3 protein-coding genes are annotated in these 5797 nt (G+C 50.9%); 2 read left to right on the top strand and 1 reads right to left on the bottom strand.

Features of this window, described 5'->3' with window-relative positions; translation table 11 throughout:
* Positions 1–232 precede the first annotated feature (232 nt).
* Positions 233–3814, bottom strand: coding sequence for a hypothetical protein (locus tag JGK14_RS31070; RefSeq protein ID WP_325315887.1), 3582 nt, complete (start codon positions 3812–3814; stop codon positions 233–235).
* Positions 3815–4186: 372 nt separating this feature from the next.
* Between JGK14_RS31070 and JGK14_RS31065 the strand changes: the two genes are divergently transcribed.
* Both JGK14_RS31065 and JGK14_RS31060 read left to right on the top strand, forming a co-directional pair.
* Positions 4187–4411: a hypothetical protein gene (locus JGK14_RS31065; protein WP_325315886.1), complete on the top strand. Its 225-nt coding sequence runs from the start codon at positions 4187–4189 to the stop codon at positions 4409–4411.
* A gap of 299 nt (positions 4412–4710) precedes the next feature.
* Positions 4711–5709: an RNA-guided endonuclease InsQ/TnpB family protein gene (locus tag JGK14_RS31060; RefSeq protein WP_293198667.1), complete on the top strand. Its 999-nt coding sequence runs from the start codon at positions 4711–4713 to the stop codon at positions 5707–5709.
* Positions 5710–5797 lie beyond the last annotated feature (88 nt).

Below are 5797 nucleotides of genomic sequence, written 5' to 3'. Positions count from 1 at the left end.
GTTTCTGAAATCTGCCGTGGGGGCTAGAAACCGGGTTTCTACGAGATTTTACGACGAGTCACGAGAAACATTCGTAGAAACCCGGTTTCTGAAATCTGCGTGCGTCTAGGAGTATTTTCCCCGCTATCTCCATCGAACATAACAGACAATCTAGATACCCACTAGCTTACAACTTCTCCCAATCTCCCCCTCTCCCAATCTCCCCCTCTTCCCTCTCCCCCTCTCCCCCTCTCTACTTCTTCACAGGCCAGGGAATCATCGGATCTTGAGCCAAGCGCTTGGAAACTGCAACAGCACCGTAACGGTTGAGGTGACTGGGGTCAGAAAAAGATTCCCGTGCTTGGGGCAACAATAAACTATTATCTCGGAAAATTAGTCCGGTTTGAGCTGCTAATTGTTGCATATATTGCCGGAATTCTTGTTCGTAACCTGTCCGCACCGGATCTAAATAATCGGCAGTCAGAGGCATATTGACAAACACGAGATTGATGTTGCGAACTTTGGTAAATTCGATCATGTTTTTGAGCGCTACAGTTTGTTCCCCTGTCAATTTAAAATCTTGATAGTCGGTGTCGTAATATCCAGATACTTTGGCGTGTTTCTGAAAGTAAGTATCGGGATTGAAGCGGATGTCGATCGGCAAAAAGCCGTTTGGTTGAAACTCGCTGGGTGCTTTACCCGCAGCAGTTAGCTGGGCGTTTTCAGTGGTTTGTTTATCGTCGTCGGCTGCGGTTTGGGGGCTTTCGGTGACAACAGGGGCTGCTGGATTCGCGATCGATCGCAAAAACCCTTTCAGCCGATCGCGCTTTTTGTAAGTTGCAGAACTATCCACCAACTTTTGACTCAGAAATTGTTGAACATTCGCTTGACTTTGTTCCAAATTGTGCACCAATTCACCAGCAGTCGCGATCGGATTTTTGGCAGTTTCCTTAGATGTTGGGGATTCTAATGGATTGGTGCGGATCAGAAAACTACCCCGAGCCAATTGTCTGTAACCTTCGGAAGAGGCGATCGCACTAAAAGTCAAATCCGGCCGCCCGCTGTTGAGAGCCCTCGCCCCGTCCGCCAAAACCAGTAATTTCGGCAATTGTTGCGGTGGCAAAATCCGGCGGACGATCGAATCTACCACTTGCAGAGTAGCTCCGTTCACCCCAAAATTGTAAGCCTTCAGCCCCGGATAGCCTCCAGCAGCCAAAGCCGTTTCCAACACCGCCGGGTCGATACCCCGCAGCGCCCTAGAACTCCCGACAATTAAAATATCCGGCGGTTTTTTGTGCTGGCGGATGTACTCTTGGTAGCGCGCAATCTGCTCGTCAAGCTGCTCGCTCCTCAAAGTCGGAAACACCGGAGCAGCCGAAACATCAGCTACAGGAACGCTAGTATTTCCCGGTTTCGTAAACCCAGAACCGTTGAAAGCCTTTTCTTCACTCGCGGACGGCGATGCTTGTAAAGGAATTTGAGGCAAATTCACTTCTTGAGACTCGGGAATCGGGACTGAAGAGCCAGAGGGAGAGGGAGAATCCGGATTCGTGAGAGAGGCTTGAACGTCGCTCTGAGGCTTGGGGGATGAATTTTGACAATTTGGGCCGTTGCAAACTTCGGAGGCTCTAGGAGCTTGACTAACCGTCGCAGATTTAAGAAATAGACCCAGCAACCAATCGGTATTGAAGGTGATCAGACAGCCGGCGATCGCCCAAATCAAAGCCATTCCCGCCGCGCGATCGGCTCTCACGCCTCCCGGCGCAGCAGCATTCATCGACAAAGCGTCGTTGGGAACAAACAAACCCGAAGCAACAAGCGGCTGCACCACAGCTTGAACGAACTGCTCGCCCAACTGGTAACCGGGGAGTCTAATTTTGAAGCGCGGCCGCGAGGAGTCCGGTGCGGGAGCATCGAACACCAAATTATCGCCCAGAGCAGAAAAACTCCCATCTGCCACCGACGGCGCAAACTCCGGCACCGCTTCCTTAGACAAGACAGCCTGTTGCGAGGGAGCCGATGCGGTTGTTGGTGCTAATTCCCCGTCAACCGCCATTTTGAGATCGATACCGTAGCGCCACAGGGGCATTTTCTGACCGGCGCGGCGCCCGTAGACTCGCACAAGAGCCACTCCCGGAATTTGTAACTGCCGCAAGAATTTAGCCACCGGCGGGCCTACCTTCGACTGAGCAGGGCAACTCAGAGCTTCAGTCATGACGTGCAGCACGTTGGCTTTGTGCAGCGCCACAGCCCGAATCCCTCCGGTTTCCAGCTTGCGGTTGAGATTGGGATTGAGAAACCTGTTGAGCAAGAAAGTCAAGGCTAATTGGTCGCCCTCGGCTGCCAATATCCTCGGGTTTGGAGCTAAGTCGGGGTGGTGGGCTGCTGGTAAGTCTATCCAGTCAATCCACACCGGCGACTCCGGCTCGGTTGTGCTGTCGCTGGCCGGTTCTACGCCGTAGAGGGTAGCTGCGCGGATGCCTTGGGGCGCGAAGGATGCTAACAAAGGGGCGATCGCATCGGTGGTTTGCTGTTTGTCAGGGTATTCTTGTCGTTTGGGTTTTTGTCCTTTTGTGACTGTTTTGCTGCAAAACAGGTGCAGAGTTGCTTCTTTGAGGGTGGCTCGCACTTCGACTGTTGATGTCGCCAAGTGTTGGTTGAGCAGTTTGGCGATCGACTGTACGTCTCCCCAGCGGGCCCATTCCTTGAGGATTGTGTCCGGTGGCGTCAAATCGACTCGCAGCACCCAGTCCGGCTTCGATTCGCCTGCAACTTGGCTGCCGATCGCAGCTTCCCGGAAGTCCTCTAGTTGCAGTTTCCGCAGCCTAGCGGCGATCGGTTCTGCGAGCAAGGAGGGTTCGGGGCTGTAAGCTGACTCGCACAGCACTAACAGCCGCCGTTCCTTGGACTTGAGAAGTTCTGGCGCATTGGGGTGCTGGGTTTCCCGGCTGCTTTTGGCTTCTTTTTCGCGAATGCTAACTTTCACCGAAACACCCATCGGCCCGAGGATTTCGCTGAGATAGCTGGCGATCGCATCTGGATAGCCCCGGCGCGCCAAAGTTTCCGCTGAAACGGTCAAAGTGCCGCCGCCATCACTGTCACCGGAGCCTGTTTCGGGGGATTGAATCAAAGCCACCGCGCCGCGACTTGCCTGCTGCTGCGTGGATGTTTGCGGTGCTGGCGCAGAAACGGGGGGACTGAAAGCTTCCCGAGTTGCCGAAGTGTCGATCGTCACTGGGGAAGTTTCAAAAACTTCTGGATATTCAATCCGGGAGGCCGTGGGGAAACTTTCAGTATCAAAATCCATTTCTTCCCGCACCTGAGGCATTGGTGCCGGGGTTTCTACCTGTGCTGCTTTTAGTTTGAGGTTGCGGTTTTCATTTTTGAATCTGTCGAAGAGTCCGCCTTTTTTACGACTTGTTGGCGGTTCGCTGTCGGGGGGACTCGCTAGTGGTGGCACTTCGGAAACTTTTGGTTCCGGTTCCGGTTCCCGTCGCTGTGGCTGTGGCTGTGGCTGTCGCTGTTTGCCACTGCAATCGAGCCGGACAGTCCAGTCGTTTTGTCGGGAACCGAGTTTGCGGCCGCACAGAAACAACTGGTAGATTTTAGTTCGATCGGGCAGGAGTCGCGTTAAATCAGTTTGTTCGATCGCGCTTTTAAATCTCGCCGTCACCAATTCCTGAGACGGACACAATTGCGCTTCGCACAAAATATGCAGGTGATTTCCGCGCAAACGCGCTTGTACCTGCACCTCGGGCAGTCCCAAAGCTTTTTGCGCCCACTGCGATGCGGGCGATCGATTGTCTGCCAATATACTCCCGTTCGCATTCAACATGGGACTTTAAATTTCGTCAAGGCTGGTTTTGTTTTCTACAGATAGCACAGTTTACAGGTTTTACATACAATTATTTTATTTACCGAGCCTAACCCTTGCATCCGGTTTAACTGTTGCTCGGCTTACTGGCGAGCTGTGTATCCCCTCGGCTGCGCTCCGTTGGGCAATACTGTTTTGACCAATACCTCGAATGTATTTTCGCACAATTAGACCCAGTTAAGCGAAGTCAGAATTCAGGAGTAAAGATAATTATTTCCCCTGTTTAGCAACCGCCCCCAAAGATTAGGACGTTCTTAATTGCTGAAACCCTTGCTATTCTTCCTCCTTCCTTCTGCTGTAAACTGGGGATACTGAATAACACAGGAGGGATCTATGCCGTCGGAAAACCAAGACTTGCCCAAAACTCAAACCCCCAACAATCCTAAATTGCCAATTCCCTCAGATATTTTATTGAGCTTAGCCGCCTTACCCATGCTGGGCGGGTTGCTGGCTGCCAAAGCTGCTGCTGAGTTTGTGAGTTCGATCGGCATTGAAAGCGAAGAAGTCTTTCGGGGTTCGCGCCTCCCGGTACTCAACTTTCCTCGATCGCAGGAGTAGCAATCTCAAGGCCAGTTCAACGCTAAATTTTTTGACCAAAAAGCTTGACAGCCGATAGAATCCGTGCTGTTACAATTTGTCATTGCTTCCAGCTTCTCCATCAGTTCCTTCGCACCGCAAGATTAGTTTCAATATAATCGCGGGAATCCCCGCCCTCAATTGACGCGATTTCCGCAGCCCAAGGGCTAAGGATGAGCGTCAATAGGGCGGGGAGGGATAGCGGCTAAAAATGGGGGTTTGATGCCCGCAGTTTTAGCAATCTCATGGTACACTAGCTCCATAATCTTCACTTATTGAAAATGTCTCAAGTCCTGACGGTTAGTTGTAAACTCGAAGTGTTGCAACATCAGGTTGAAAAACTTGATGCGGTGCTTCGTGCTTTTGCGAACTGCTGTGAGTACGTGAACAAAAACACTGACCGAAAGCTGACCAATCAGATAGCCGTGCAATCCTTAATTTACAAGGAAGCACGGGAATACTCTGGTCTATCGGCTCAGATGACTATCCATGCCATTCGTAGGGTTTGCGCCAATCGCAAGACTGCCAAACAAAAAGATAGACCTGTGAAAGGGTTTGCAGCTACCAGTGCCACTTATGACGCTCGGACTTTCACTTTTAGGGAGAAAGACTGGACAGCTAGTTTGACGATGCTCAAGCAAAGAGAGAAATTCCCTTTGCACATTGGCAACTATCAGCGTCATTTGTTAACAGGAAGAAATCCTAAGTCGGCAGTGTTGGTAAAGCGCAAAGATAACACTTATTACCTGCAAATTCAGCTTGAATCTGAGCCACCAAACCCTGAGAAAACTGATAGGGTTTTGGGTGTTGATTTGGGCAGAACCGATATAGCCGTTACCTCTGAATCCGAGAAGTTTAGTGGAACGGCGATAACCGAAATTCGTGACAGATATAGCCGTGTCAGGGCTTCGTTGCAGAAAAAAGCGTCCAAAGGCACAAGAAGTAGTCGGCGTAGATGTCGGCAGCTTCTGCAACGGTTGAGTGGACGAGAACGAAGATTTCAGGCACAGGTTAACCATACCGTTAGCTACCGACTCATTCAGCACGCCAAAAAACAAGCGCAAACTATTGCGTTGGAGGATTTGACGGGTATCAGAGAACGCACCAACCAACAGCCACGTTCTAAAACAGAGAGACGCAGAAGCAACAGTTGGGCGTTTTTTCAGCTTCGCCAATTCCTTTGTTATAAGGCAGTAAAGTTTGGCGTAAATCTGGTATTTGTTGACCCAAGGTACACATCCCAAACCTGCCACAAATGCCTGCATATTCACCGCTCGTAAAAACCTGGACAAAGCTACCCAAAAGTAGTCAATGTTAGACATCTACGTTGGTAATTTTAGTCCACAGTCCTAAAACTACAGGAATAAA

The sequence above is a fragment of the Microcoleus sp. PH2017_28_MFU_U_A genome (genome assembly GCF_020738035.1).
Classification (GTDB): Bacteria; Cyanobacteriota; Cyanobacteriia; order Cyanobacteriales; family Microcoleaceae; genus Microcoleus.
Note: the sequence above shows the minus strand (reverse complement) of the source record. Positions and strands in the feature narration are given on the sequence as shown.